The 23,904-nt window shown below is 65.5% G+C and carries 20 protein-coding genes; 12 read left to right on the top strand and 8 right to left on the bottom strand.

Features of this window, described 5'->3' with window-relative positions:
* Positions 1-25 precede the first annotated feature (25 nt).
* From ACVWWQ_RS11480 to ACVWWQ_RS11435, 10 genes are all read left to right on the top strand, one after another.
* Entirely contained in the window at positions 26-313 is a 288-nt protein-coding gene (locus tag ACVWWQ_RS11480) for a hypothetical protein (RefSeq protein ID WP_099653473.1), read from the top strand.
* A 109-nt stretch (positions 314-422) separates the two neighbouring features.
* Complete coding sequence (locus ACVWWQ_RS11475; RefSeq protein WP_133947281.1) at positions 423-2,000, top strand: DUF1800 domain-containing protein; 1,578 nt, start codon at positions 423-425, stop codon at positions 1,998-2,000.
* Positions 2,001-2,019: 19 nt separating this feature from the next.
* Positions 2,020-3,222, top strand: coding sequence for a DUF1501 domain-containing protein (locus ACVWWQ_RS11470; RefSeq protein WP_133947283.1), 1,203 nt, complete (start codon positions 2,020-2,022; stop codon positions 3,220-3,222).
* A gap of 83 nt (positions 3,223-3,305) precedes the next feature.
* Positions 3,306-4,031 (top strand): DUF3348 domain-containing protein, encoded by a 726-nt coding sequence (locus tag ACVWWQ_RS11465; RefSeq protein WP_133947285.1) that lies wholly within the window; start codon positions 3,306-3,308, stop codon positions 4,029-4,031.
* Entirely contained in the window at positions 4,012-6,108 is a 2,097-nt protein-coding gene (locus ACVWWQ_RS11460; protein ID WP_133947288.1) for a DUF802 domain-containing protein, read from the top strand. The genes ACVWWQ_RS11465 and ACVWWQ_RS11460 overlap by 20 nt, the downstream gene beginning before the upstream one ends.
* Complete coding sequence (locus tag ACVWWQ_RS11455) at positions 6,105-6,755, top strand: OmpA family protein (RefSeq protein WP_133947290.1); 651 nt, start codon at positions 6,105-6,107, stop codon at positions 6,753-6,755. Before ACVWWQ_RS11460 ends, ACVWWQ_RS11455 begins: the two co-directional genes overlap by 4 nt.
* Positions 6,745-7,410 (top strand): DUF2894 domain-containing protein, encoded by a 666-nt coding sequence (locus ACVWWQ_RS11450; RefSeq protein ID WP_133947292.1) that lies wholly within the window; start codon positions 6,745-6,747, stop codon positions 7,408-7,410. Before ACVWWQ_RS11455 ends, ACVWWQ_RS11450 begins: the two co-directional genes overlap by 11 nt.
* A gap of 104 nt (positions 7,411-7,514) precedes the next feature.
* Complete coding sequence (locus ACVWWQ_RS11445) at positions 7,515-8,450, top strand: peptidylprolyl isomerase (protein WP_133947294.1); 936 nt, start codon at positions 7,515-7,517, stop codon at positions 8,448-8,450.
* A 149-nt stretch (positions 8,451-8,599) separates the two neighbouring features.
* Positions 8,600-10,732: an AsmA family protein gene (locus ACVWWQ_RS11440; protein WP_133947296.1), complete on the top strand. Its 2,133-nt coding sequence runs from the start codon at positions 8,600-8,602 to the stop codon at positions 10,730-10,732.
* Positions 10,733-10,833: 101 nt separating this feature from the next.
* On the top strand, positions 10,834-11,763 hold the full coding sequence (locus ACVWWQ_RS11435; RefSeq protein ID WP_133947298.1) for a DMT family transporter: 930 nt from the start codon (positions 10,834-10,836) through the stop codon (positions 11,761-11,763).
* Between the two features lie 36 nt (positions 11,764-11,799).
* On the opposite strand, the gene ACVWWQ_RS11430 is transcribed toward ACVWWQ_RS11435, so the two are convergent.
* Positions 11,800-14,748 carry a ligand-binding sensor domain-containing diguanylate cyclase gene (locus ACVWWQ_RS11430; protein WP_457383395.1) on the bottom strand — a complete coding sequence of 983 codons (2,949 nt, stop codon included), beginning with the start codon at positions 14,746-14,748 and terminating at the stop codon, positions 11,800-11,802.
* Between the two features lie 413 nt (positions 14,749-15,161).
* Here ACVWWQ_RS11430 and ACVWWQ_RS11425 point away from each other — a divergent pair, with 413 nt between their 5' ends.
* Together ACVWWQ_RS11425 and ACVWWQ_RS11420 are read left to right on the top strand one after the other, a co-directional pair.
* Positions 15,162-15,869 carry an ATP-binding cassette domain-containing protein gene (locus tag ACVWWQ_RS11425; RefSeq protein WP_133947300.1) on the top strand — a complete coding sequence of 236 codons (708 nt, stop codon included), beginning with the start codon at positions 15,162-15,164 and terminating at the stop codon, positions 15,867-15,869.
* Positions 15,866-16,678 (top strand): ABC transporter permease, encoded by an 813-nt coding sequence (locus ACVWWQ_RS11420; RefSeq protein WP_133947302.1) that lies wholly within the window; start codon positions 15,866-15,868, stop codon positions 16,676-16,678. The genes ACVWWQ_RS11425 and ACVWWQ_RS11420 overlap by 4 nt, the downstream gene beginning before the upstream one ends.
* Positions 16,679-16,919: 241 nt before the next feature.
* On the opposite strand, the gene ACVWWQ_RS11415 is transcribed toward ACVWWQ_RS11420, so the two are convergent.
* From ACVWWQ_RS11415 to ACVWWQ_RS11385, 7 genes are all read right to left on the bottom strand, one after another.
* Positions 16,920-18,206 (bottom strand): hypothetical protein, encoded by a 1,287-nt coding sequence (locus tag ACVWWQ_RS11415; protein WP_133947304.1) that lies wholly within the window; start codon positions 18,204-18,206, stop codon positions 16,920-16,922.
* Between the two features lie 185 nt (positions 18,207-18,391).
* The gene (locus tag ACVWWQ_RS11410) at positions 18,392-18,844 is read right to left on the bottom strand and encodes a DUF411 domain-containing protein (RefSeq protein ID WP_133949230.1); all 453 of its coding nucleotides are present in this window, start codon (positions 18,842-18,844) and stop codon (positions 18,392-18,394) included.
* A gap of 2 nt (positions 18,845-18,846) precedes the next feature.
* Positions 18,847-19,881, bottom strand: a complete 1,035-nt coding sequence (locus ACVWWQ_RS11405; protein WP_133947306.1) for a c-type cytochrome — start codon at positions 19,879-19,881, stop codon at positions 18,847-18,849.
* 13 nt (positions 19,882-19,894) lie between these two features.
* Complete coding sequence (locus tag ACVWWQ_RS11400) at positions 19,895-21,211, bottom strand: copper resistance protein B (protein WP_457383394.1); 1,317 nt, start codon at positions 21,209-21,211, stop codon at positions 19,895-19,897.
* On the bottom strand, positions 21,208-22,980 hold the full coding sequence (locus ACVWWQ_RS11395; protein ID WP_133947308.1) for a copper resistance system multicopper oxidase: 1,773 nt from the start codon (positions 22,978-22,980) through the stop codon (positions 21,208-21,210). Before ACVWWQ_RS11395 ends, ACVWWQ_RS11400 begins: the two co-directional genes overlap by 4 nt.
* A gap of 104 nt (positions 22,981-23,084) precedes the next feature.
* Positions 23,085-23,489 (bottom strand): hypothetical protein, encoded by a 405-nt coding sequence (locus ACVWWQ_RS11390; RefSeq protein ID WP_133947310.1) that lies wholly within the window; start codon positions 23,487-23,489, stop codon positions 23,085-23,087.
* A gap of 58 nt (positions 23,490-23,547) precedes the next feature.
* A complete protein-coding gene (locus tag ACVWWQ_RS11385; protein WP_133947312.1) occupies positions 23,548-23,886 on the bottom strand; it encodes a hypothetical protein in 339 nt (112 codons plus the stop codon).
* Between the last annotated feature and the right edge of the window lie 18 nt (positions 23,887-23,904).

Genomic DNA, 23,904 nt, shown 5'->3' with positions numbered 1-23,904 from the left:
ATCCAACCGTCCCAAGGAGAACGCCATGCCCATGGTCCGCTTCCGCCTGATTGGCAGCCGCGCCAATGCCGACGCCGTGATCGCCGCGCTGCACGGCCTCGATCGCATCGAGCACGTCGAGGAAATCGATGACCTGGTCTCCGGGATGCGGGAAGACTCCAGCTCCAGCGACTCGGTCAGTGACAGCGAGGGCCACGTCTACAGCATCGAAGTGGATGCCCCCGACGACACCGTGGCGGACGACGTGCGCGCCCGCGCCGAAGAGGCGGCCGGCGAACGCGGTGCCGGCATCGAATTCGTGGATGAGTTCTGAACCGGGGAAACGCGCACTGAAGAGACGTGTCATCCGCTAGCCGGCCAGCGCGTTGAACTGGCGTGTGGCGCCGCACCATCGGGCGCTCGGAATGGCCCAGGTTTCGTCCATGCACCTTGTCCCTGTCAGATCTCCAGGTTCGCACCGTCATCGTCCGCACTGCCTGCTCCCGCTGGCGGCCTTGCTGTGGCTCACCGCCGCGGCAGCCCATGCACCGGACACTGCGCAGCCACGCCTTGCTCCGGCCGACGTCCGCTGGCTGCAACGGGCAACGTTCGGCCTCGACACAACCAGCCTGGCGGCGTATCGCCAGTTGGGTCGTCGCCGGTGGCTGGATACGGAACTGGCCGATCGTGACGACAGGCTACCGCCGGCGATCGCCGGCCTGATCGCCAGCTACCCTGCGATCAGTACGCCACCGGCGGAGCTGCTGGCCACCGAAGCCGAGGCACGTCGCGCGTTGAGATCGATGCCCGATGGCGACGCCAAGGTTGCCGCGAAAAAGGACCTGCAGAAGCAGGCGCGCGAATTGGCGCAACAGGCGCAGCAGGCCGAGTTGCTGCACGCGATCTACGGCAGCAATCCGCTGAAGGAGCAGATGGTGTGGTTCTGGCTCAACCACTTCAGCGTGTACGCCTCCAAGGGGCGCGTGCGGCTGGTCGCGGCCGACTATGAGGAGCGTGTGATCCGGCCGCATGCACTGGGCAAGTTCCGCGACTTGGTGCTGGCCACACTGAAGAGCCCGGCGATGCTGGAATTCCTCGACAACGCGAAGAACGTCAAGGGCAAGACCAACGAAAACTATGCGCGCGAATTGATGGAACTGCACACGCTGGGCGTCGGTTCCGGCTATACCCAGCAGGATGTGCAGCAGCTGGCGCTGATTCTGACCGGCGCCGGGATCACCGCGCCGAAGCTTGCCACCCGCCCCGGCCGCGCCCGCCAGGGCTTCGTGCGCGACGGCCTATTCGTGTTCAACCCGAACCGGCACGACTTCAGCGACAAGACCTTGCTGGGCCAGCGCATCGCGGGCAGCGGTTACGGCGAGATCGAGCAGGCCGTGCAGCTGATCACGCGACAGCCGGCTTGCGCCCGCTTCATTTCCCGCCAGCTGGCCGAGTATTTCGTGGCTGATCAACCATCGCCGGCACTGGTGAATGCCATGGCGCAAACGTTCCAGCGCAGCGACGGCGACATCGCCGCGGTATTGCGCACGATGTTCGATTCACCGGCCCTGATCAGTGGCGGCGCCGGGAAGTTCAAGGATCCCACCCAGTTCCTGGTTTCCGCGATGAAACTGGCTTACGCCGATCAGCCGATCCGCAACGCCCGCCCGCTGGTCAATTGGCTCAACCAGATGGGTGAACCGGTATTCGGCCGGATCACGCCTGATGGCTGGCCGCTGGATGGCGCCAGCTGGTCCGGCTCAGGGCAGATGGCGACCCGCTTCGACGTGGCGCGGGCGATCGGCAGCGGTCGCAACAAGCTGTTCACGGCGGATACCGACGAGTCGGACCCGCCGATGGCGCGCCCGCGCCCGGCGGTGCCCGGGCTGGATTCGCCGCTCTATCGCGCCGCCATCGAACCCTATCTGTCGCCTGCCACGCGGGTGGCGCTGGGCAAGGCCGGTTCGGCAGCCGAATGGAACACCTATCTGCTGTCGTCACCCGACTTTAATTACCGCTGAAAAGCCTCCGAGGCCCGTCATGAACCGTCGCGAATTCCTGCTGGCCGCCGCCTCCGCCGCCGCGGCCGTGCCCGCGCTATCCCTCAGTGGCAGCCTGTTTGCCGCACCGGCCAGTTCACCGCGTTTCCTGCTGGTGTTCCTGCGCGGCGGCTACGATTGCAACAACCTGCTGGTGCCTTATGCCAGCGACTTCTATTACGAATCCCGACCGACCCTGGCGATCGCCCGACCGGATCCCGCAAACCCGGACAGCGCAATTGCGCTGGATGCCCAGTGGGGTCTGAACCCGGTACTGCGTGATTCGCTCCTGCCGCTGTGGCAGCGCAAACAGATTGCGTTCGTTCCTTTCGCCGGCACTGACGACTTGTCGCGCAGTCATTTCGAGACCCAGAACCATATCGAATCCGGCCAGTCCGGCGCAGCACACGGCAGCTACCGCTCGGGCTTTCTGGGACGGCTGTCCAGCCAGCTCACCGGCGTACCCGCCATGGCCTTCACGAAAAACCTTCCGCTGAGTTTCCAGGGCTCCGGCAGGGACATCCCGAATATTTCGATGAAGGCCGATCCGAAGGCGCGCTTCAACGCCCGGCAGTCGGCGATCCTCAGCGACATGTACAAGGGCACGCCGCTGGCCGCCGCCACGGCGGATGGCCTGGCCCTTCCCGCCTCGCTGTCCGATGACTTGCGCAACGAAATGATCAAGGCCAGCGGCGGCGCGCCGAGTGCCCGCAGCTTCGCCACCGAGACCCGGCGCATTGCCACCCTGATGCGCGACGCCTACCGGCTGGGTTTCGTCGATGTGGGCGGTTGGGACACCCACGTCAACCAGGGCAGCGTCACCGGTGGCCTCGCCAACAACTTGCGCAGCCTCGGCGAAGGCCTGGCCGCCTATGCCGAAGCCCTGGGTGAGGAATGGAACAACACCACGGTGGTGGTGCTGTCCGAGTTTGGCCGCACCTTCCGCGAAAATGGCGACAAGGGCACCGATCATGGCCACGGCACCGTGCACTGGGTGCTCGGCGGCAGGGTCAACGGCGGCCGCGTGGCCGGCGAGCAGGCGTCGGTGAACGCCTCGGCGCTCCTGCAGAATCGCGACTACCCGGTACTCAACAACTATCGTGACGTGCTGGGCGGCCTGCTTGGACGAACCTGGGGACTGTCGAGCCAGCAACTGCAGCACGTCTTTCCGCAGGCGCAGCCGCGCGACCTGAAACTGGTCTGAGCGGGCCACCCCGGCCCGTCGACGCTGCAAGACGCCAGCGCGGCATCCCCAGGATGTAAACTGGTCGTTTTGACGCCGGCCCGATGGTGCAAACGCCCCTGCCAATCACCAAGCCCGACGTGGTCATCCCGGGGCCGACCTTCGTCCACCTGCTCGCTCGGCTGACTGGCACTGACGTGCCCTTTTCGGGGCAGTCGCTGCCTGATCGCCTGAGCCAGTGGTTCGACTGGACCCAGGCACTCGCGCTTTCCACCGCACTGGATGGCAAGCCGGACACCGGGGCATCCGCGGTCACGGGGTTCGACGAGAGCGTGGACCGCGAATGCACCCGGGTGCGCTCTGCGCTGGTGCACGCCATTGCCAGTGAGCCGGTCCTTGGCAGTTCCGGGCAGGCATCTGCTGCGGAAACCGAGGTGGACTATGCGGACTTCCGGCAACGCTACCTCGCCATGCAGAGGTCGATGCAGGCGGCAACGGGCAAATTGCGGGGTCGCTTGCGGGAGATGCTGGCAAAGATCTCGCCCGGCATGGCCCGGCTGGCGGAAATGGATGCCGTGATGGAGCTGGCGCTGAGCCCGCGCGAACAGGCTGCGCTGGCCGGCGTTTCCACGCTGCTGGGCGAGCACTTCGAACGGCAGCGCCAGGCAGGACAAACGGCAGCAGCGCATGGCGCCTGGCTGAACGTGTTCCGCAAGGACATGCGGAACCTATTGCTGGCCGAACTGGACGTTCGTTTTCAACCGGTCGAAGGGCTGCTCGCAGCGCTTCGCAGCAACTCTCTGGGAAGTCATGTTCAGAAATCTTGTTGATCTCGCCGTCTTCGTTGCCGGCCTTGTCGCCGTCTGCTGGATCGGCGCAGGCTACATCGGCTCCAATCCGCTGGCACTGTCCGTTTCGGTGCTGATTGGCTTGTGCTATCTGGCAGGCGCGCTCGAATTGCATCGCTATCGCCAAGGCACCGCCGCGCTGAACCGGGCTGTTTCGGACCTGTCCACCACCCCGACCCGCCTGGACGACTGGCTTGGCCGGCTGGATTCGGGCATGCGCAACGCGGTGCGTCTGCGTATTGAAGGCGAGCGCGTGGCGCTGCCGGCGCCCGCGCTGACCCCTTACCTGGTGGGTTTGCTGGTGTTGCTGGGCATGCTGGGCACCCTGCTGGGCATGATGGCCACGCTCCGTGGCACCGGCTTTGCGCTGGAAAGCGCCACCGACCTGCAAGCCATGCGCGGCTCGCTGGCGGCTCCGGTTCGTGGCCTGGGCTTTGCTTTTGGCACCTCGATCGCGGGCGTCGCCAGCTCGGCCATGCTCGGCCTGCTTTCCGCGTTGTGCCGACGCGAGCGACTGCAGGCGGTGCAGTGGCTGGATGTCCGCATCGCCACCACGTTGCGCGTGTTTTCGCAGGCACACCAGCGCGAGGAGACCTTCAAACTCCTGCAGCAGCAGGTCGCGGTGATGCCCGCGCTGGTCGATCGCCTGCAAGGAATGATGGGCGCCATCGAGCACCAGAATGTGGCCATGAGCGAGCGGCAACTCGCCAGTCAGGAAGCCTTCCATGGCCGGACCGAAACGGTCTATGCCAGCCTGGCCCGCTCCGTGGAGCAATCGCTGCAACAGAGCGTGAGCGAAAGCGCGCGCGTGGCAGGCACCGTGCTGAAACCCGTCATCGAAACCACCATGGCGGGGCTGGCCAGTGAGGCCGCGGCGCTGCACGACACGATCACGCGGGCGGTGCAGAGCCAGCTGGACGGATTGTCCAGCGGACTGACGGCCACCACGACGACGGTGGCGGACCTGTGGCATCAGGCCCTGGCTGAACACCAGCGCGCAAACAAGGCGCAAGCCAGCGAATTGCACCAGGCGCTGGAACGATTCGCCGACACCTTCGAGCAACGCTCGGTCGCCTTGCTGGACGGCGTGTCCACCCGTCTGGACAGCACCGCTGACGGCGTGGCCGGCGCCTGGACCCAGGCGCTGGCACAGCAACAGGAAAGCCACGCAACGCTGGCCGCGCGCAACCAGCAGGCATTGGCCGCCGCTGCGGCGACTTTCGAACAGCACGCGATGGCGCTGGTCGGCCATGTTGACCAGTCGCATGCCCACTTGCAGGCCACCTGGGCAGCCCAGGACCAGCAGCGTCTGGCGGCCTGGACCCAGGCGCTGGATGCGGTGGCGACAAAGCTCGGACTGGACTGGGAGCAAGCCGGCACGCACACCGCAAGCCGACAGCAGGAGATCTGCGACGCACTGGCCCAGACCGCGCGCGAAATATCGAGCCATACCCAAACGCACGCCAGCGCCACGATCAGCGAAATATCCCGGCTGGTGCAGGCCGCCTCCGAAGCGCCGAAGGCTGCGGCGGAAGTGGTTGCCGAACTGCGCCAGAAGCTTTCCGACAGCATGGTGCGCGATACCGCGATGCTGGATGAGCGCAACCGCCTGATGGCCACGGTGGAAACCCTGCTCGATGGCGTGAACCGGGCCTCCACCGAACAGAAGCTGGCGATCGACGCGCTGGTTGCCACCTCAGCGGACCTGCTGGACCGCGCCGGCAGTCGCCTCACCGACCACATCGCCACCGAAACCGACAAACTCGACGCCGCGGCCGCCCAGGTCACCAGCGGCGCCGTCGAGGTTGCCAGCCTTGGCGAAGCGTTCGGCATGGCGGTGACGTTGTTCGGCGAATCGAACGAGCAGCTGGTCACCCGCCTGCAGCTCATTGAAACCGCGCTGGACAAATCGCTGACGCGCAGTGACGAGCAGCTCGCCTACTACGTGGCGCAGGCCCGTGAAGTGATCGACCTCAGCATGCTGTCGCAGAAGCAGATCATCGCCAACCTGCAGCAACTGCCCAGCCAGCGCGCAGCGGACGGACTGGAACCGGCATGAGCGACGAGATCGAGGTCGATGCGGAGTCCGCGGCGCCGATCTGGGCGGCCTTCGGCGACCTGATGTCGGTGCTGCTGGGCGCGTTCGTGCTGGTGCTGGTGGGCGTCATCGGCGTGCAGATGCAACTCTCCAGGAGTCTGGAGCAGGCGGTCAAGCAGCGGCAGATCGAGGCACAACAGCGCAAGACGCTGGAACAGGCACTGGCCATACCGCTGGCTGCCGGCCGCGTGACGTTTGCGAACGGCCGCATCGGCATCAGTGGCAACGTGCTGTTCGCGCTGAACTCCGACCAGTTGCAGCCCGAAGGCAAGGACGTGTTGAAGAGCCTGGCCGGTCCACTCTCGGACTATCTCAAGGCCCGCAACGAGATGCTGATGGTGAGTGGCTTCACCGACGACCGGCAGGTGCGCGATGGCAACCGCCAGTTCGTCGACAACTGGGAGCTGTCCGCCGAGCGGGCGCTGACCGTGACCCGGGCCTTGATTGCCGAAGGCGTTCCCGCCGACGCCGTGTTTGCCGCGGCGTTCGGTTCCAGCCAGCCGGTCAGCTCCAACGCGGATGAGCAAGGGCGCTCGCGCAACCGACGCGTGGAAATCGCACCGCTGCCGCGGCCATCGACCACCACCGCGCCATCCCATGAGCCGTAGCAGGAAAAATCCCCGCGCCTTACTGGACGCATGGCGCGCCCAGGCTGGCGCACGGTTCGATCCGGTGCGATTTCATTTCATCGACGCGCTTGAGCGGCGTACGGCCAGCCATACCGGTGAGGCACGGCGTTTGCTCGACCAGCGGCTGTCCGGGCTGCTTGCGGACTACGCCAGCGACCTCAAGGCATCCGGAAGTCGGCCGGCGAACGCGGCCGCCAAGCCGTGCCTGCCGGCCAGCGGAACACTGGCCGCCCTGGTCGATGAAATCACCCATCGAGCGGATTCTCGTGGAAGCGGTCCGCCAGCCATCGACCCCGTCGATTCCACCCTCTCGCAGCGACCTCTTCCGGAGCTGGCCGCGCTGGGTGACTTCCGGAAGATCTGGACCAGCGTTCGCGCGGAAAGCCAGTTGCGCCAATCGCTGGAGGAAATGCCGGCAAATGCCGGCCCGCTCAATTCACGCAGCCTGGTGCATCGCGCACTGGCGCTCATGCGCGAAGAGTCGGCGGGCTATCTGCAACACTTTCTCTCCTATGTGGATGCCGTGTCCTGGGCCGAGCAATTGCATGCCGGCCGCGTGGTCCCGGGGAAAGAAGCCCCCCGTGCAGCTGCAGGCGGCAAGCGGACCCGCCGCAAACCGCGCACCGGCTCCTGATCGCGCCCGACGTCGCTTGGGTCGACGGGCACCCGAGTGGCGGCCGGCACGGCGTCACTCTGCTAAGTTGCTGTCCTCGTCTGATCGACTTTGAGGGGAAAGCCATGCGTCGTCGCCACCTGATTACTGCACTCGCGCTGGCCGGCAGCCTGCTGGCCAGCCCCGTGTTCGCCGCCGACCAAGACAAGCCCACGCCGACCACCAAGGAAATCCTGGCCAAGTCCACGCCAGCGGAATGGCGCACGCCCGACCCGCAGAACCTGCTGTTGATGCAGTTGCCGACCGGACGGGTGGTGATCGAGCTGGCCCAGGATTTCACCCCGCTGCACGCGGCGAACATTCGCACTCTGGTGCGCGAGCACTACTTCGACGGCCTGGCGATCATCCGGGTACAGGATAATTTCGTCACCCAGTGGGGCGACCCGAACGATGACGAGAACGGTGACAAGAGCAAGGTCCGCTCGCTGGGCAAGGCCGCCAGCACCCTGGCACCGGAGTTCACTCGCCCGATCAATCCGAAGCTGCCGTGGACGGCCATGCCGGACGGTGATGTCTACGCGCCCGAAGTGGGTTTTTCCGAAGGCTTCCCCGTGGGACGCGATCCCGCCAGCGGCCAGGAATGGGTGGCGCAGTGCTACGGCACGGTGGGTGTGGCGCGCGACGTGGCGCCGGACAGCGGCAGTGGCAGCTCGCTGTATGCCGTCATCGGCCAGGCGCGCCGGCTGGACCATGCCCTCGCGGTCGCCGGACGGGTGCTCGACGGCATGCCGTTGCTGTCCGGCCTTCCGCGCGGCCCTGAACCGATGGGCTTCTACGCCAACCCGGCGCGGCGCGTCGGCATCCAGTCGGTACGCCTGGCGGCCGACATTCCTGCCGCGGAGCGCCCCTCGGTCAAGGTATTGCGCACCGACAGCGCCACCTTCGCTGCCCTGGTGGAAGCCCGGCGCAACGGCCGCAGCGCGTTCTACACCCACCCGCCCGGCAAGGTCGACCTGTGCAGCATGGATGTGCCGGTAAAGGTGACCGAACCGGCGCACTGACACCCCCGGCGTGGTCGGCCTGCACCGTGCAGCGAACCCGTCGGCGGCCTGCGCATGAACCCCGCCTGACGCCCGCCGGGCCGTCACCACGAAATCTTGTCACCCAAGGGGTTATCCATGAGCTTGGCGAACCGTGACAGGAGACCAGCATGAAGCGCAGCCGCAAAGTCCTCGCATGGATCGTGGGAGTCGTGCTCGCGCTGATTCTGATCCTGGTGGTGGTGATCGCCACGTTCGACTGGAACCGGATGCGGCCCTTCATCAGCGACAAGGTGAGCAAGGCCCTCGGCCGCCCGTTCGCGATCAATGGCGACCTTACGCTCGACTGGACGCGTGATCGCCAGGGCAGCTGGCTGGCCTCGCTGGTGCCATGGCCGGAATTCACCGCCCGGGACATCAGCATCGCCAATCCGCCGTGGGCGCAGCAGCCACGATTCGCCCAACTCCAGGCGCTGCGCTTCCGCCTGTCGCCGTTCCCGCTGCTGACCCATCGCATCGAGGTGCCCTCGCTGCAGCTGGTGCAACCCAGCGTCGACCTGGAACGCGACAAGCAGGGCCGGACCAGCTGGGATTTCAGCTTTCCCAAGGGCGGAAAGCCGTCAAACTGGACTCTGGACGTCGGCACGGTGGGCTTTGACCGGGGCCTGCTCACCCTCGATGACGCGCCCAGCCGCACCAGGCTCAAGGCGATCATCGAGCCCTTGCAAGGCGCCATCCCGTACGACCAGATCGTGGCGCAGCAAACCGCTGACGCGCGCGCGCAGGCCGGCAAGACCACCGGCAAGGCACTGCCGGCGGACAAGGCCAGCACACCCGGCAAGAGCGACAAGCCGCAGGCGTCCATCACCTACCAGTTCGGCTGGACGGCCGAAGGCAGCTACCAGGGCAGCCCACTGAAAGGCCATGGCAAGACCGGCGCCGCGCTCGCGCTGCAGGATACCCATCGTCCGTTCCCGCTGCAGGCCGACGTGAAGCTGGGCGATACCCATATAGCATTGGTCGGTACGCTGACCGATCCGTTGCATCTGGGCGCGCTGGACGTGCAGCTGTGGTTCTCCGGGTCGAGCATGGCCAAGCTGTATCCGCTCACCGGCATCACCTTGCCCGACACGCCGCCGTATGCGACCGAAGGCCATCTCACCGCCGAGCTCCACCACGCGGGCAGCCGCTATCACTACCAGGACTTCCGCGGCCGGGTCGGCGGCAGCGACCTCTCCGGCGACCTGTTGTTTGTCACCGGCGGCACGCGACCGAAGCTGAGCGGTGACCTGCACTCGAAGCTGCTTCAGTTTGCGGATCTCGCCCCGCTGATCGGCGGTGATGCGGCGACCGCGAAATCCGAAGACACGCCGCAGCCGGCCAACAAATTGCTGCCGATTGCACCGTTCCGCACCGATCGCTGGCAGACCATGGACGCCGACGTGAACTTCAGCAGCGAGCGCATCGTGCATGGTGAAGCGTTGCCGATCGATTCGCTGAGCACGCATCTGGTGATGAACAACGGTGCGCTCTATCTCGACCCGCTGAGTTTTGGCGTCGCCGGCGGCAAGGTGCGCAGCAACATCACGCTGGACGGCAGCCGCACGCCGATGCACGGCTTGCTGAAACTGAGCGCGCGTCACCTGAAGCTCAAACAGCTGTTCCCCACCTTCGAGCCGATGCATACCAGCTTCGGCGAGATCAACGGCGACGCCGAGCTCAACGGCCAGGGCAATTCGGTTGCCGCACTGTTCGGCGGTGCCAATGGCGAACTGAAATTGCTGATGAATGACGGGGCGATCAGCAAGACTCTGCTGGAGACAGCCGGCCTCAACGTCGGCAACATCGTGATCGGCAAACTGTTCGGCGACAAGACCGTCCAGATCAACTGCGCCGCCAGCGACATGACCGCCACCAACGGCCTGTTCGACATGCGCCTGTTCGTGTTCGATACCGACGACGCGGTGATCAACGTCACCGGCACGGTGAACATGGCCAGCGAGAAGCTCGACCTCGACGTCACGCCGCACACCAAAGGTTTCCGGGTGTTCTCGCTGCGCTCACCGCTGTACATCAACGGCACGTTGAAGAACCCGAACGTCGGCGTGCACCCGGGCCCGTTGATTGCACGCGGCGCTGGTGCGGTCGCGCTCAGCGTGGTCGCCGCGCCGGCAGCCGCCCTGCTCGCCCTGGTCGCGCCCAGCCACGACGACGATGGCCAAAACACCTGCCGCAACGTGCTCCAGCAATTGCGCCAGTCCGGCAAGATGATGCCCGCGACCAGCAAACCGAAGTCCCGGTAGGTCACCCCGGCCAGACGATGGTCCGCGCCTGCGTGCCAACCGGCCGCAGGCCACGGCGTTGCGGCGCTAGAATGCGCCATCCCCCATGCACGATGCTCTCCATGCAACCCGTCAACCAGGCCCGTCTGCAGATTCACTTCTGTGTGTTGTTGTGGGGCTTCACCGCAATCCTCGGCAAGCTGATCACGCTGCCCGCGTTGCCGCTGGTGTTGTGGCGCATGTTGCTGGTGACGGTTGCGCTGCTGCTGGTCCCGCGGGTCTGGCGCGGCCTGCGCGCCATGCCGGCGCGGCTGATCTGGGCGTATGCAGGCATTGGTGTCCTGGTGTCGCTGCATTGGCTCAGTTTCTACGCCGCCATCAAGTTGTCGAATGCCTCGGTGGGCGCCACCTGCATCGCGCTGGGGCCGGTGTTCCTGGCCTTCATCGAACCGTGGCTGGCGAAGAGAAAGTTCGACCCGCGCGAACTGCTGATCGGCGTGGCGGTGGTGCCCGGGGTGGTGATGGTCGTCGGCGGTGTGCCGCACGACATGCGCCTGGGCATCGCGGTGGGTGTGTTGTCCGCACTGTTTGTGGCGCTGTTCGGCTCGCTCAACAAACGCCTGGTGGAACACGGCGATCCGCTGACGGTGACCTTCATCGAGCTGGGCACCGGCACCGTGTTCCTCACCCTGCTGGCACCGCTGCTACCCCATGTCGGCCCGGCCTTCATGCTGCCGAACATGCATGACACCTGGCTGCTGCTGGCACTGTCGTTCGGCTGCACCTTGCTGCCTTTCGCGCTGGCGCTGGTCGCGCTGCGCCACATGAGCGCGTTCGGTACGCAGATGGTGACCAATCTGGAGCCGGTCTACGCGATCATCCTGGCGATCGTGTTGCTGGGCGAGCAGCACGAACTCGATCACTGGTTTTACGCTGGCGTGGTGGTGATCCTGGCGGCCGTGTTCGTGCACCCGCTGTTGAACCGGCGCCAGCGCGCGCCGATGCAGCCCGAGCTGCTGGGCACCACCGAAAGCCACAGCATCGTCGACTGACCTGGACGCGACGCGACGCGCAGGCGCTGCCCGCCCCTATTGAACCTCGCTGGACCGAACCACGTCGGGTCGAGGCGCGCCCGAACCGGGGGCTTCGACCACGACGCGGTCGCGACCGCCACTCTTGGCCTGGTACAACGCGGCGTCGGCGCGCCGGATGAGGTCTTCGACCGAGGCCGGCTCGGTGCCAATCCAGACCATGCCGATACTCAGGCTCACGGCGAACGCGTGCCCGTTCCATTGATGCGGCATCGCACTCACGGCCATCTGGATATCGCGCATGCGCTGCTCGGCATCGGCGCGCGCGATGCCGGGCAGCAGCAGCAGGATTTCCTCACCACCGTAGCGACCGAGCCGATCGCCGTCGCGCACCTGCGACTGCAGGTGGCTTGCGATCGCCAGCAACGCCGCATCGCCGGCCTGGTGACCGAGGGTGTCATTGATGCGTTTGAAATGATCGGCATCGATCAGCCCGACGGCCAAACCAGGCCCGCGGCGCGTTTCCTGCGCCAGCAGCGCTTGCAGCAGGTCGAGAATGGCGCGGCGATTGTGCAGCCCGGTGAGGCTGTCATGGGTGGCCTGGTGGTAGAGCTCGGCGCGGGCCAGTTCCAGCTCGTGCTTTTCTTCAGTGAGTTCGACCGTGCGCACGGCGACCATGCCTTCCAGCCGACGGTTCTGCCGCAGCAAGCGACGCGAACGCCAGCGCCAGCTCAATCCCACCAGCACGACCAGCAGTGACACCAGCAACAGGCCGGCCCACCAGGTCAGCCACCATGGAGGCGGAACGCGAAAATCGAAATGGGCCGACGCGGAGACGGTGCGATGGTCGTCGTCGACCGCCTGAATTTCCAGGCGATAGTCGCCCGACGGCAGGCCGGTGAGGTTGATCACGTTCGCGGCGGTTTCGATCCAGCCGGAGTCCTGCAGGCGATAGCGATAACGCGGATTGCCACCGGACGCTATGCCCAGCGATGCGTAACGCACGGTCAGCGCAGCCGACTGGCCACGAAGTCGCACGTTGTCACCGGGCTTGACCGGCACCATGCCATGCATGACCGAGGTGATCAGCACTTTGCCGGGATCACTGGCCAACATGGCCGGGGGATTCAGGATGTGGCTTGCGCCGATCGCGGTGGCGATCCACACCGAGCCGTCACGGTCCTCGAAAAAGCCGTTCTGACTGGTCTCGTCCCACAGCAAACCGTCCGCCTGGGACAGGTGCGACCAACGCTTGCCGTTGAACACGTCCACGCCGCCACCACCGCCCACCCAGATCCAGCCGCGATGATCGCGTCGGACGAAGTAGGCCAGCGTGTTGTCCAGCCAGTTGTCGACCACCCGGGAAAGCTTGAGCTGATCGCCATGCACCAAAGCGTGGAACAGCCCCGGCTCGTTGGCGCCGAGCCACAGACTGCCATCCTCATCCACCGCGACGGCACTGAACCCCGAAGCGATGGATGCATTCACCGTCTGCATCCGCGTCCACTGCCCGTCGGCGTAATGCAGCACGCCGCTGTTGCAGGCAAACCACAAGCTGCCGTCCGTACCGTCGGCAATATCCGAACATTGCTGATCGGTGGTTTCCGCCGCCGGGACGCGTTCGGCCGCGGCGCCGGCGTGATCGACACGGTAGATCCCGTTGACCGTCGCGATCCAGAGATGGCCGGCCCGGTCGAAATGCAGATACTTCACGAACGCGGGCAGTTGCGCCGCAAGCGTCGTGCGTCCACTGGCCGGGTCGTAGCGCAGCACGCGATGGTCGTACAAGCCGGCCCAGATCGCGCCATCGGCCGCCTTGGCGATGCTGAGGATCTGGCGCGGCGCGGGAGTGAACTGAATCGGCCATGGCTGCAGCCGGGTCTGTCCGTCCGCCAGCACGCTGCCGCCGAGTTCGTTGGCGAACCACAGATGCGTCGCGTCGAAACGCAGGATCGACCAGTTCGGCACGCTTTCGAAACCCTGGCCGCGCCCCCAGCCTTCGACCAGGCCGTAACCATTCCAGCGCGAGATGCCGCGTCCGTAGGTTCCCAGCCACAGCGTGCCGTGGGTGTCGAACAGCAAGGCGGTGATCTCGATGTCAGGCAGGCCGTTGCTGCTGTCCATCAAAGTCCAGCCCGCTCCATCCCAGCGCGCCAGCCCACGATTGGTCGGCGTCAGCACGCATCCGCGCGCGTCCTCGACCAGGACTTCGTTGTCGCTGACCACGCCCATCTCGCCAGCCGGCAGGTCACGCTCCATGAAGTGCGTCGCGCCCGCCTGCAACGCGAGCACGTGATGGATGCCGCGCAGCCAGAGAGTACCCTGGCGATCCAGCAGCAAGCCGGTCCAGGTGTCAGCCGGCACGCCGTCGGCAGGCCCTTGCACCCGCACCTTGCCACGGGCATCGACGCTGCACAGCGCGTCCTCGCAACCGATCCACAAGCGCTCCGCCGCCGACATCACTACCGTGACCTTGCGCAGCTGCGGCACGCTCGCCAGTTGTGCGTCGTCGAACCATGGCCGCACTTGCCAGGGCTGTTGCGCACCGTCACCGGAAAGCTGCAGCAGCCGGTCATCCTTCACGATCAGCAGCCGGCCGTCGTCCAGCGCCACCATCTGCCGGCCCACGTCGACGACCAGCGGCTTTCCCTCAGGCTCCACCTTGCTGAAGTGCAGGCCATCGCCAACCCGCAATCCCGACTGCGTGGCCACCCACAGGCGGCCGATACGCGGGTTCTGCGTCATCGCGGTGATGTATTCGCCCTGATTGAACCCTTGCGCGCGCCCCATCCGCTCGAAGCTGCCACCGTCGAAGCGGTACAGGCCCATCTCGGTGCCGGCCCAGACAAAGCCGCGCCGATCCTGCAGCAGCACGTTGATGGCCTGGCTTTCCAGGCCGGACTTGCGGTCATAGGTGGTCAGCGAATACTGCTGCGCCAGCGCGGACAGCGGAATCAGCATCAGCAACACGGCCGTCTGCAGCAGCGCGCGGCTCTTGCTCAACATCAATAACGCCCCTTTCCGTCATGTCAGGTCGAAGCCCGCGTACCCGGGCTGCCGGCACGCTCCTGCCAGGAGCGGGACTTGCACCGTTATACGGCAACCGGCCGGCATGGGTCGACACTTTGCACGCCGTCGACCGCCGCCCACGCCCGCCCTGGCCAAGGCGGGCGTGGGCAGATGTCTCAACGCTCAACTTCTTGCGAGGGCGAATAACCCATGATGCTTTGCTGCCGACCCGCCAGCCGCAAGCGAAAGACAGGCAAGATGGACTCGCATCAACAGCAACGGTGCGGGGGCATACCGCTGATCATCGCTGCGGAATGCGCTGCATGACCGCATGGCCCATGCTTGAGTCAATCCGTGCAAGGATTCGCTGCTGTCCGTTTGGCAGCCTGTTCTCACCAGCCAGGGCGACCATGCCTCCTCCCGAAACCACGGCGAACGCCATCCCCACTTCCGACGTCGCCCCCGCGGCAAGCGCACTGCTGCAGGCGCGACAGCTCGGTTTCGTGGTGGACGGGCGCACGTTGTGGCACGGCCTGGATCTGACCCTGCGCGCTGGGGAGCGCCTGGCGGTGGCCGGTCCATCCGGCAGTGGCAAGACCCTGCTGCTGCGGACCCTCGCCGGGCTGGAACCGGTGCAAACCGGCGAACTGGTCTTTCAGGATCGGCCGCTGTCGGACTGGTCGATGCCGGCCTACCGCGCTCGCGTGGTGTACGTGCCGCAGCGCCCGGCGCTGCCTGAAGGCCCGGTGGAAGCTGCGCTGCGCGTGCCGTTTCAATTCCGTGTGCATCGGCACCAGCCATTTCCTGCGGACCGTGCGCGTGAGTTACTGGCGATGCTGGGGCGTGACGAGAAGTTTCTGCAGCAGCGCACCGAACGACTCTCCGGCGGCGAGGCGCAGATCGTGGCAATGCTGCGTTCGCTGTTGATCGGCCCCGACGTGTTGCTGCTGGACGAGCCGACGGCATCGCTGGATGCCCGCGCCGTGGCCGCGATCGAAACACTCGTCGGAAGCTGGCTGCAGCAGCAACCACAGCGCGCCTGCGTGTGGACCAGCCACGACCGCGATCAACTGCAGCGTGTCAGCGACCGCGTGCTGTCGCTGGAGCCAGCCGCATGAATGCCAGCTACATCAATCTCGACAACTGGCAGCTCGGCGTCGCCGCGCTGCTGATCGTGCTCAACCTGGCGATCTCGGTCTGGCTGCGCCTGGGGCTGGCGCGCAGCCTGTTGATCGCCAGCGTGCGCATGGTGGTGCAGTTGCTGCTGGTCGGCTTCATCCTCGAGTCGGTGTTCGCGCTGACCTCCCCGCTGCCGGTGGTCGGCATCGGCGTGGTGATGGCCACACTGGCCAGCGTGGCTGCCGTGCGGCGTACCCGCCGTCGCTTCCGCGGGATCTACTGGAACAGTCTGCTGTCCACCCTGGGCGCCGCGTTCGTGGTCACCGGCGCGGCGCTGGCCGGCATCATCAACGTGCATCCGTGGTTCGCGCCGCAGTACGCGATTCCGCTGCTGGGCATGGTACTGGGCAACCTGCTGACCGGCATTTCGCTGGCACTGGACCGTTTCATGCAGGGCGTCGCCCGCGAGTCCGGCGTGATCGAGAGCGACCTCGCGCTGGGCGCCACGCGCTGGGAAGCGGCGCGCCCGCTGATCAGCGAAGCGCTGCGCACCGGCATGATCCCGACCATCAACTCGATGATGGTGATGGGCGTGGTCAGCCTGCCCGGCATGATGACCGGCCAGATGCTCGCCGGCGCCGCGCCGACGGCCGCCGTGCGCTACCAGATCGTGATCATGTTCATGATCGCCGCCACTACCGCACTGGGCACGCTGGCGGTGATCCTGCTGGCGTATCGCCGGCTGTTCAATCGCCGCCATCAGTTGTGCGCCGAGCGGCTGGAGACCCTCGATCAGGGCGGGAAGTAAGGATTCGCCCGGTCAACCTTCAAATGGTCGCGCACCACTTCGCTGGCTGGTGGTTTCCGTGAGTCTCAAGATCGCCGCGCATTCCTCCCGACCACCGACCAGGCAGCCGGAAAATCGATACACCGTTATTGGCAAACACTTCGGATAAATGCCGGCTTGGCCTCGCAGACACGGATGTCTGCCATATGCTGCGCGGTGACATCATGAGCCACGCGCCACTCTCCAGAGGCCCGCGCAGCCCTCATCGCCTGTCCTCACTCGTCAATACCGGAGCAAATCCGCCTCCGGGAGTCCGGAAATTGGTGGTCTGCCCTTGATAAATCCGCGCGGCGTAGAGCAATACCTCGCCAGCATAGGCGTAGCAGCGAATGTCGACTTTGAACGGTGCCGAACCAGATCCCGCAAGTCGCTCGCTGGGCACCACGATTTTCTGGGCGACGTAGCTGGTCCCCGCCATGTCCTCCCATACCCGACGGGTGAGCTTGTCACCGCGGTACGCGGCCTTGCTGCCGAAACCGGCTGCCGGCTTGAAGAAGAGATGGCGGCGCGTGGCCCACATGGCATCGCGATTCTGCCCAGTGAGCAACCGTGTTGCCGGAACGCCGCTGGACAAGGTATCCGCGTCTGACTGACTGGCCCCCGCAGAGTGCAGAAAGTCGTGATCAGCCAGCAAACCGAGGTTGCGTTTGTCCGCATACAGCGCATGCGCTCGGGGATGCGGACTCACCGCCACCTTGCCGGCCAGGTAGGCAGAACGGATCGCCGCGTGAGCGGGTTGCGCTAACGCGAAGTCGGTCAACCGGTTGTAGATCAGGTCGACGTCATCGTCGCCCAGGCGAAGGCCGTTGTCCGTCGGAACCAGCTCATCGGGATCACAAATTTCGGCGCGATAGCCATGCCGCCGGAACAGCTCACGGAACAGCAAGAACTCAGGGTAGAGATACTGCTGTTTCGGCGACTCATCGACAATGGCCACAAATCGCAGTGGTGCCGAGCCACGTTGCAGACGCCACTCCGTCAGCATGACGCTCAGAACTCGTTCTTCCGCGCCTGCTGCATCCATGGGCGGCCTGGTCACCTCCGGCATGCATGCGCGTTGCGCCTGTCCGAGAATCGCGTTCAGCAATACGCCGCCCGGGTTGGTGTTGATCTCGATGAGCTGCGGCCCATCCACGCCAAGGTGGAAGTCGAACCCCAGCAATCCACCCGGAGACTGCGGATCAAAGCGGGCGATGTCAGGCGCCCATGCCAGCACGGCCGACTGGTAGATCGGCAGAGTTACCACCGCCTCCACTGCAGCGACCACGCCTGCCGTCTGTTCGAGGTGTCGACGCGACACATAGACCGGCAGCGCAGAAAACAAATGAGCGTGAGACACGGCCATGGGTTCCGGCAATCCGTGCACGCCCAAGGCGTCGTCGAGCTTTGCCTGGAGCGTCGCGGCATCAACACCGACGCAAAAGCACTCGCTATTGAGTGCCTCGACCGATGCGGCGGATGTGCAGAGGCCGGCACACGCATTGGCCACATCAGGAAGCGAACATCCGTTCACGTCGACTACCTCGCGGTGACTCGTTGGAGAGGGTTACGAGCGCAGCGAAGCGGCGAACAGAACGAACGAACGCGCCGTCGTACCCGCCAGGTGGCCAGCGGGTACCTTGGGCGTCGCGCTGTGCACTTCAGGTGACGCGTCCGCACGTCAGCCCGCTGCGATCAGGCGCCTGGGCCGTGACTGGCAAAGACACGAGTCGAGCCATCGCGTCCGATCAACAGCACGTCGTAGCGCTCGGGCGCACCCATCTCCATGCCGGGCGAGCCCATCGGCATGCCCGGCGCCGCCAGGCCACGCGCATCGGGACGTTCGGCCAGCAGACGGCGGATATCCTCGACCGGTACGTGCCCTTCGATAAAGTACCCATCGATCAGCGCGGTGTGGCAGGACGCAGCGTTGACCGGCACACCCAGTCGCGCCTTCACCGCGCCCATCGATTGATCCTGATGCACGGTGACATCGAAACCGTGGGCGCGAACATAGCTCACCCACGCGCCGCAACAACCACAGGACGGGTCACTGAACACGGCCATCGCATTGGCTGCCATCGCCGCGGGCACGAACGCCACCGCCAGAATCAGCGCGGCGGCCCAGCGCGAAAACCATCGCTGCATCTTCATTGCGTTGTCTCCGGTAGGGACTGCCATTGAATCGACACGATTTTCCAGTGGTTGCCGTCTTGCTTGAGGTTCAGCATCTCGCGACTGCGCAAGGTGACCGGCTTGCCTTTGACCGAAGTCCTGACCTCACTCTCGCTGCCGACCATGGCGCTATCACCCATCGCCATGGATGCGATCGATACGGGCGTGATCTGCGCGCCCTTCAGGAACGCGATATCGCCGTCCAGGTGCCCGCTGGCGTATTCGTCACGGGTTTGCACGTGGCCGCCTTCGCTGATGCTGACATCCGGTGCCAGCAAGGCCAGCACGGCCGCCCGATCACCTCGTTGCAAGGCGGACTGGAATGCGCGCGCCGCGGCTTCAGCGGCCGGCGCCGCGTTGGGCTGCAAACCTTCGAACGACAGCGGCGCGTCGGCCTCCGGTGCGGTTTCGGCATGCTCGTGATCGTGCCCATCGGTGGCGGCGCCATGGCTGTGGCTGTGGCCACCGTCCTCGTCCATATCCATGTCGTCATCCGGCGGCGCCCTGGCCACGATGTCTTTGTACTGCTGGGGCGTCATGCCGGGCAGTTTCTGCAGGAACGCGACCATGCTCCAGATCGTGGGATCGTCGTGGCTGCCGCCCCAAGCCGGCATCGCGCTCATCTTGATGCCGTGCTTGATCACCCAGAAGGCGTCCTTCGGGTCGACGTGCATCTGCGAGAGATTCGGCGGGTGCGGATACAGACCCGGGCGGATCTCCGAATCTTTCATGCCGGGCTTGAGATGGCACTGCGTGCACATGGCTGCGTACTGGCCAGCACCTTTGAGGATCAACTGGGGATCGTTCAAATCAGGCACCTTGATGTCTTCGGAGCGAATATGAATCGAGCGGTCGCGCAAGGTCTGCAAGACGGCAAATACCGGTTTGGTGTGGTGATCATCGGCGCCGATGTTGTAGATGCCGGAATAGACGAAGGCACCGGCACCAATGGCCAGCACGCCCAGGACCACGGCCACGGTGATGCTGTGATGTTTGATGTGCTTTTTCATGATGTGACTCCCCTCAAAACCAGATGCGGAAACCGGCAACGAATTGCTGGTCAAATACGGGTTGCCCATCGGCACGTGCGTAGTCGGCGGTGGTGCCGACGCGACGCACCCAGTTGATACCCACGTAGGGCGCGAACTCGCGCCGGATCTCGTAGCGTAGCCGCAACCCGAACTGCACATCGGACAGACCGCTGCCGATGCGGCGAGCCGGATCGTTCTTGCCGTACAGGTTCAGCTCCAGCTCCGGCTGCAGGATCAGCCGCTGCGTGAACAACACCTCGTAGTCGGCGCGCAAGCGTGCCGCGGTGCGGCCGGAAGCACCGACGTAACCGGTCGCTTCCAGCTCGAACCAGTACGGGGCAAGCCCCTGCACGCCAAACGCTGCCCAGTCGCGGCGCGGACCTTCGCCGAAATCGTGGCGAACACCGAGCTGGCTGCCCCAGTAAGTGGCGATGGCGTGGTTCCACAGCACCTCGACATTGCCGTCCTCGACCTTGCCCTTGCTGCGCTCGCCCTCGCTGCGCAACCACAGCTTGTCCACGTCGCGACCGTACCAACCCTGGATCTCCCAGGCTTGGGCGTTGCCGCTCCGGCCATGAACTGTTTCGAGCTGATCCAGCAGCAGCATGCCCACCGCTCCATTGCCGTGCAGATGCGGCTTCATCGGCCCGTAGCCCACCCCGTCGGAATAGTCGGGACTGCGCGCATCCGCGGGTGCACTGCCGCCCTGCATCGCACCCATGTTCATCCCGGACATCGAGTCCGGCGGCGGTGACGCACCGTCGGTCATGCCAGCCATGGACGCGTGCTCCATCCCCGCATGGTCCATCGAGCCATGATCCATTGCAGCGTGATCCATCGTGGCGTGTTCGTCGCCTTTCATCGGAGCAGGTGTCATGCCAGGCATGGCGGCGTGGGACACGGACAGCGCCTTTGCCGGCTCCACGGCAGGGGTGGTCGTGGCCGCAGGTTTGTTCATCGCGGGCATCGACTCGGCACGCATGCCGGGCATCCCGCTGTGATCCATGGTGCCGTGGTCCATGCCAGGCATGTGACTGGCCGGCTTGCTCGGGACAGCCGGCTTCCTGTCGGTCTTGTGCTTGTGGCTGCCTGTTGCCGCAGGCGTCGCCACCGAAGCAGCCGGCATGGACATGCCGGGCATGTTGCCGTGATCGATGCCTGGCATCGCCTCCATGCTCATCGACGGCGATGTGCTCGAAGCAGCCGGCGCACTTTGCGCAAACCCGGCGCATGGCATGGCCATCAACACGGCCGCACTCAGCGCCACACGCGGGAAACACGGGTGGATGCAACGTGACAGCGCGCTCATGACACCACCACTTCACGCATCATGCCCGCGTCCATGTGATAGAGCATGTGGCAGTGGTAGGCCCAGCGTCCCGGCGCGTCCGCGCTGACTGCATAGGTGACACGCTGCGCCGGCTGCACGTTGACCGTGTGCTTGCGCACCTGGAACTCGCCATCGGGATTTTCCAGCTCGCTCCACATGCCGTGCAGGTGGATCGGGTGATTCATCATGGTGTCGTTGACCAGCACGATGCGCAGGCGCTCGCCGCTGCGGAAGTGCACCGGCTTCGCGTCGGCAAACGTCACCCCGTCGAACGACCACATGTAGCGATGCATGTTGCCGGTGAGGTGCAGCTCGATGTCGCGCGAAGGTTCGCGCGTATCGATCGGGCCGCCGATGGTATGCAGGTCCGCGTAATTCAACACGCGGCGCCCGTTGTCGCGCAGGCCGACGCCCGGATCATCGAGGCGGGTACGCGGCATGTCGACCCGCATGTCCACGCCCGGGCCGTATTCGGTGCGCGCATGGCGGACCTTGGCCATCGTCTCCCCGCTCATGTCGCCATGTTTCATGCTCGCGTGATCCATGCCATGCATGCCGCCGTGGCCGCCGTGCGCGCCATTCAGGGCCATCGCCCCCATCATGTCGACCATGGCCAGGCGCTCGCGGTGATCCATGGCGGGAACTTCGGCCTGCATGCCCTCACGGGGCGCCAGCGTGCCGCGCGCGTAGCCGGTGCGGTCGATCGACTGGGCAAACACGGTATAGGCGCGGTCTTCCTGCGGCTCGACCAGCACGTCGTAGACCTCGGCCACGCCGATGCGGAATTCGTCCACCGGCACCGGCTCGACGTCCTGCCCGTCGGCGGCGATCACGGTCATCTTCAGTCCGGGAATGCGCACGTCGAAGAATGTCATCGACGAACCATTGATGAAACGCAGGCGGATCTTCTCACCGGGACGGAACAGTCCGGTCCAGTTGCCGGCGGGCGCATGGCCGTTCATCAGGTAGGTATAGGTGGCGCCGCTGACATCACTGAGGTCGCTGGGGCTCATGCGCATCTGGTTCCACATGCGCCGCTTCGCCAGCGCCTCTTTCAAGCCGATTTCGCGCACATCGTGGAAGAACTCCGGCGCGGTCGGTTCGGCGAAGTTGTAATAGTCACCTTGCCGTTTCAGGGTGGCGAAAATGTGGTTCGGGTCGTCGTCGCTCCAGTCGTTGAGCATCACCACGTAGTCGCGATCGCTGGGGTAACGCTCCGCGCCGGCCGGCTCGATCACGATCGGGCCATACAGGCCGACCTGTTCCTGGAAGCCGCTGTGCGAGTGGTACCAGTAGGTGCCGGACTGGCGCACCGGGAAGCGGTAGACAAACGTCTCGCCCGGCGCGATGCCGTCAAAGCTGATGCCGGGCACGCCGTCCTGCTGGAACGGCAGCAGGATGCCGTGCCAGTGGATCGAGGTCGGCACGCGCAGCCGGTTGGTGACACGCAGGGTGACCGTGCTGCCCTCTTTCCAGCGCAGTACGGGACCGGGTATGCCGCCGTTGACGGTCGTCGCCAGCCGGCGCACACCAGTGAAATTCACCGGGGTTTCGCCAATGTCCAGCGCGAAATCGGTGCCACGGAGCACGTTCGGGTGGTGGGCACCGGTCAAGGCGTCCGCACGCCCGGCAGCCCGGGCGCCGGGCGCATGCAGCAGCCCCATGCCGGCGGCAACGCCGCCCAGGGCCAGGCCCTGGACAAAGCGCCGCCGCGACGGATCGATCACGAATCGTGACGAAGAAGACATCAATACTCTCCAGAGGCAAACGGCATCCACGTGGATACCGACAAAAGCTGGCGGCCCGATGGTCGACAGGCGACCGGGCAAGCCTGATCAGGAACCGGGGAGAGTCAGATGGCAGGTGGTCGCAATGGTGGAGCGTCATGCAACGAGGGCGCGCTGCTCGGCAGCGGCATGGCATAACGGGCACGGGTCGCGGCCGAAGCCAGCACGACCGTCGTGGCGGGTAACAAGGTGGTGCCGCACACCGCCGCACAATGGCAGCTGCCTTCCGTCATGCCACCGTGGCAACCGGCCTGATCGCCGCACGATGGACGAGATGCCTTGACCGCCACATCGGGATGACAATGTTCACTGGTCGCCGCCACCGCTGTTTGCATGGCATGGGAATGAGGTACGCCCGTCATGCCCATCGGGGCAGCGGCCAGTGAGTTGATGACCAGCATCAGCCACGCCAGCACGCCCATCGCCCGAAGGCGGCGTGAACGGGCGAGCAGGCGCAGCGAGAAGGTCATCCAGTGAGCTTACCGGGGCGACCTGACGCCCTCAACTCTGGAGGTGGGTTCATCCACCTCACGGCCTGGTGAAACCCATGTGCAGGGTAATCTTGTCGCCCACCTTCAAAGCCGCCATCGACTTGGGCGGAAAATGCACGGTCAGCGCCATCCCGCCGGCGTCTACGCCGACCATGCCGGTCTTGGCATCGACCGAGGTCACCGACGCGGGCATCTTGTGCATGCTGCCGTTTCTGTCGTGATGCATCTTGTGCATCATGCCTTTGTCCATGTGACCCATGCTGCTCGAAGCCGCTGCCGGGGCCATGCTCCCGGTCTCCTGCGCGACCACGGTGCCGGCAGCGATGCACAGACCGAGCGCGGCTGTGGCAACAATGATTTTCGGCGAAAACTTCATGATGATGCTCCGCTTGAA

The organism is Rhodanobacter sp. TND4EL1, assembly GCF_054061035.1.
The sequence above is the reverse complement of the archived record's forward strand: the minus strand, read 5'-3'. Positions and strand labels throughout refer to the sequence as shown.

Coding starts and splice junctions, on each gene's coding strand:
- ACVWWQ_RS11470 (WP_133947283.1), top strand. CDS start 2,020: ATGAACCGTCGCGAATTCCTGCTGGCCGCCGCCTCCGCCGCCGCGGCC.
- ACVWWQ_RS11440 (WP_133947296.1), top strand. CDS start 8,600: ATGAAGCGCAGCCGCAAAGTCCTCGCATGGATCGTGGGAGTCGTGCTC.
- ACVWWQ_RS11445 (WP_133947294.1), top strand. CDS start 7,515: ATGCGTCGTCGCCACCTGATTACTGCACTCGCGCTGGCCGGCAGCCTG.
- ACVWWQ_RS11425 (WP_133947300.1), top strand. CDS start 15,162: ATGCCTCCTCCCGAAACCACGGCGAACGCCATCCCCACTTCCGACGTC.
- ACVWWQ_RS11450 (WP_133947292.1), top strand. CDS start 6,745: ATGAGCCGTAGCAGGAAAAATCCCCGCGCCTTACTGGACGCATGGCGC.
- ACVWWQ_RS11435 (WP_133947298.1), top strand. CDS start 10,834: ATGCAACCCGTCAACCAGGCCCGTCTGCAGATTCACTTCTGTGTGTTG.
- ACVWWQ_RS11420 (WP_133947302.1), top strand. CDS start 15,866: ATGAATGCCAGCTACATCAATCTCGACAACTGGCAGCTCGGCGTCGCC.
- ACVWWQ_RS11405 (WP_133947306.1), bottom strand. CDS start 19,881: ATGAAAAAGCACATCAAACATCACAGCATCACCGTGGCCGTGGTCCTG.
- ACVWWQ_RS11475 (WP_133947281.1), top strand. CDS start 423: ATGCACCTTGTCCCTGTCAGATCTCCAGGTTCGCACCGTCATCGTCCG.
- ACVWWQ_RS11410 (WP_133949230.1), bottom strand. CDS start 18,844: ATGCAGCGATGGTTTTCGCGCTGGGCCGCCGCGCTGATTCTGGCGGTG.
- ACVWWQ_RS11430 (WP_457383395.1), bottom strand. CDS start 14,748: ATGTTGAGCAAGAGCCGCGCGCTGCTGCAGACGGCCGTGTTGCTGATG.
- ACVWWQ_RS11460 (WP_133947288.1), top strand. CDS start 4,012: ATGTTCAGAAATCTTGTTGATCTCGCCGTCTTCGTTGCCGGCCTTGTC.
- ACVWWQ_RS11395 (WP_133947308.1), bottom strand. CDS start 22,980: ATGTCTTCTTCGTCACGATTCGTGATCGATCCGTCGCGGCGGCGCTTT.
- ACVWWQ_RS11465 (WP_133947285.1), top strand. CDS start 3,306: ATGGTGCAAACGCCCCTGCCAATCACCAAGCCCGACGTGGTCATCCCG.
- ACVWWQ_RS11385 (WP_133947312.1), bottom strand. CDS start 23,886: ATGAAGTTTTCGCCGAAAATCATTGTTGCCACAGCCGCGCTCGGTCTG.
- ACVWWQ_RS11390 (WP_133947310.1), bottom strand. CDS start 23,489: ATGACCTTCTCGCTGCGCCTGCTCGCCCGTTCACGCCGCCTTCGGGCG.
- ACVWWQ_RS11455 (WP_133947290.1), top strand. CDS start 6,105: ATGAGCGACGAGATCGAGGTCGATGCGGAGTCCGCGGCGCCGATCTGG.
- ACVWWQ_RS11480 (WP_099653473.1), top strand. CDS start 26: ATGCCCATGGTCCGCTTCCGCCTGATTGGCAGCCGCGCCAATGCCGAC.
- ACVWWQ_RS11400 (WP_457383394.1), bottom strand. CDS start 21,211: ATGAGCGCGCTGTCACGTTGCATCCACCCGTGTTTCCCGCGTGTGGCG.